Origin of the sequence: Moraxella pluranimalium, assembly GCF_002014825.1 — a bacterium.
Classification (GTDB): domain Bacteria; phylum Pseudomonadota; class Gammaproteobacteria; order Pseudomonadales; family Moraxellaceae; genus Moraxella; species Moraxella pluranimalium.
The window spans coordinates 1-2,960 of record NZ_MUYU01000050.1; the positions used below are offsets into that span (position 1 = coordinate 1).

At 42.6% G+C, this 2,960-nt stretch carries 2 protein-coding genes; both read right to left on the bottom strand.

Annotated elements, in window-relative coordinates; all coding sequences use genetic code 11:
* Window positions 1–381 precede the first annotated feature (381 nt).
* On the bottom strand, window positions 382–732 hold the full coding sequence (locus B0680_RS10680; RefSeq protein WP_143821426.1) for a hypothetical protein: 351 nt from the start codon (window positions 730–732) through the stop codon (window positions 382–384).
* A 5-nt stretch (window positions 733–737) separates the two neighbouring features.
* On the bottom strand, window positions 738–2,960 hold a 2,223-nt coding region (locus B0680_RS10685; protein WP_143821427.1), incomplete at its 5' end, for a cysteine peptidase family C39 domain-containing protein.

Sequence of the window (2,960 nt, forward strand, 5' to 3'; positions counted from 1 at the left end):
ATTAGTGTACCACTACAGTGCATGGTGTGACATGTACTTTTATGCTGACACATATTGTGCAGGTACATATGATTAATGTCTGTCATCGGCTATTGCATTAACTAGAATACGGATATCCATAAGGGGTGATGAGAGTCTGAAGTGGATAGGTGCGTGCAACGCACCACTGAAACGGCTTAAATTAATGGTGTGTGATACACATCCTGCCGTACTAACTATATGTCTGTATGCGTAAATGGTACAAATCTGTTTTGGTGTGATTAAGCACCAACCCCCACCAAAGCCAAGTGAGACTCAGTTAATAGTTTGACCTGACAGAGGGAGGGGAGATTGTATCTACGAACTAACTACACAAAAAATTTATGTTCATTTCAATATGATTTACTCCTTATATTCTGGAATAGTTGCATATTCACCATTTATAATAATATCACACCAGCCAGTGTATCCATCAAACATCTTTAAGCTAATAACATCATATTCATTATTGCTTATTTTATTGATGGTAATCATTGCTTGATTGTAATAAACATATTCGCCACCTGCGCCAGCTGGACATAAAGAACATACATCTGTCTCATTCCAGCCAAATAATTCTCCATACAAATTTTTCCTACCATAGTCCAAAATAATTTCTGCTTTACGTCCTACTTTGCAAAAACAAGGGATATTATCCTTTTTAAGCATTTCTTGGACATCTAAATAATCTGGAAATTCTGCAATTAATTTCATTATAATCATTTCCTTAAATAAACAACATCGCCTGTAAAACTTTTTTCAAAAATTTCTATAGGACTAAAATACTGTTTGTTCCATGGGTCTCTAATCGCAACAACCTTTCTACCCATTCTCGTAGTTATTCCATCCACCACCACAAAATGAGAAAATCCTCTACCATTGCTAATTCTAACAATTGCGGGACTTCCTTGCTGGGTTAAAGCCCCTAAACTAGCTATGGTGCGGTTTGGTAGATAGGTGGCATTTGTTAGCCCTTGGCTTTTAAGAAGACTTGCTATGTCATTACCTGTAATTCCTTGTGCTGATGGAGGAATATATGCCACTAAAGTTGCAGGATCAACAGTTTTCCCCATGGTGTCTAACATCATTGCACAAGAATGATGCCCACAGGTCGGGGTACGCCCCTGATTTACTACCAACCTATCTCCGTACCTTGGTAAAGATGTGCCCAGTAAAGGATGTTGTTGAATTTCAGCCGACGACCTGCCAGCTATGACCATTGATCTCTGAGCTGAACCACTGGTATTAAATCTATTAGTTTGACGCAAAGCTTTAGCTGCATTCGCTGCTGTTCCGCCAACTACAGCAGTGGCAACACTTGCCCCAACTGCACCCTCTAACTCGCCATACATCCGACCTGCAAGTTTTGGGTTGGATTTTAGGGCATTCCTGTAATCCCGTTGCCATTTTTGAACAGCTTGTATTTGCTGTTGTGCGGTTGCAACAGGTGAAGAGATGACATTTACCAAACCTTTGAACGCATCTGTTGCTGTATCTACAGGATGGACAACCATATTTGCTGTGTCGGTTGCTACTGTGACGATGGAATTACCAAACCCCACCATTCTTCCAGCTACGTATTCTTGTTGGGCTTGTTTATTGTTGGGATAAAGAGTCTTTGCTTTATTTTGCAACGACCTGTCTGTTGCATCACCACAATTGGTAAAGTTCGGTCCTGTACAACGATAAGTGGTATCACTCCACATCTCATCCCCACTTTCCACCTCCCAAGCTCTTTGCATTTCATTGGCATTGAGTAGTGCTTGATTGTCTTGTGTGATGGCAAGTTGTTCCTCGATACTTAAGCTTTGCAGGGTTTGAGCCGTTGGCGTGATGGTTTGTCTATGGGTGTTGATATCCTCTTTATTAAGACTGGTACCGATATTATAAGCGAAATCACTGATTTTGCCCATAGCTGTGGCAGAAGCTTCACCCAAGCCATTGTGGTGAGCGATTTCGTGGTTTAGGGTTTCTACAGTGGTGTCTATGTAGTCAATGTTGAGATAGGTGTGTCCCTTATCAACATTGGCTTGACCTTTGACTTCTTGACCTTGGTCATTGACCGTGCCTTGGGTGAGATAAACACTGCTACCATCGGCATGAGTGCCTTGAGTAAGCTGTGCGTTGAGCTCATTTAGGATATCTTGGTTTTGGAGGGCATCGGTTAAGTCACCATCGGTGATGGCGTCTACATGAGCGTTTAGGCTAGCTTGAGATTTGTCTGCTCCTGTGACAACATTGTTTCTAGCCTGAGTAAGGTTATCTTTGATTTTTTGGAAGCGAGAGCGGTCGCTGTTTTCATTATCATCCAATAATCCTGCCGCTGTCGCACCCATAGCAACGCCAAATATACCAAAGTTGGCTTTGGTGTTCTCATCAAGCTCCTCTTGCTCCTTTTTAATCTCCTGTCTGCCAGTGGTGGTGAATACTCTGGTATCGATAGTGGTATTGACATCTAGACCGCCTGTTTTTTGGTCTTTGATAACTTTTTGGGCGTTTAGGGCATCAGTGTTGATATCTGTTTGGCTAATGTCGGTGGTGGATTGGGTTTGGTTGTTGTGAATGATACTATCTGTGACAGTAGTGCCTTGGCCAATGGTGGCAAGCGTCAAGGTTTGTTTGTCGTGTCCGCTGTTATTGGCAGATAAACCAATGCTAGATGCTTTGGTATCACCTTGTTTGCGTGTCAGGCCCACATTGATGCCAAAGCCTGTGTTTTGACTGTACTCGGTGGCTAGTAGGTCTTGGGTAGTCAGGATGTTTGTGGTGAAGTTGACTGGGCTGTTGGTTTGATTGCCTTGTTCATCCTGACTGATGGCAGCAATGATACCACCTGTGACAGTGGTATGATTGGCAGTTAGGCTATGAGCACTACCAGCAGTACCTGTCGTGACATAAAGGATGCCTGATGGAGCGTTATTGGTGGTGTGTACCGGTACAAT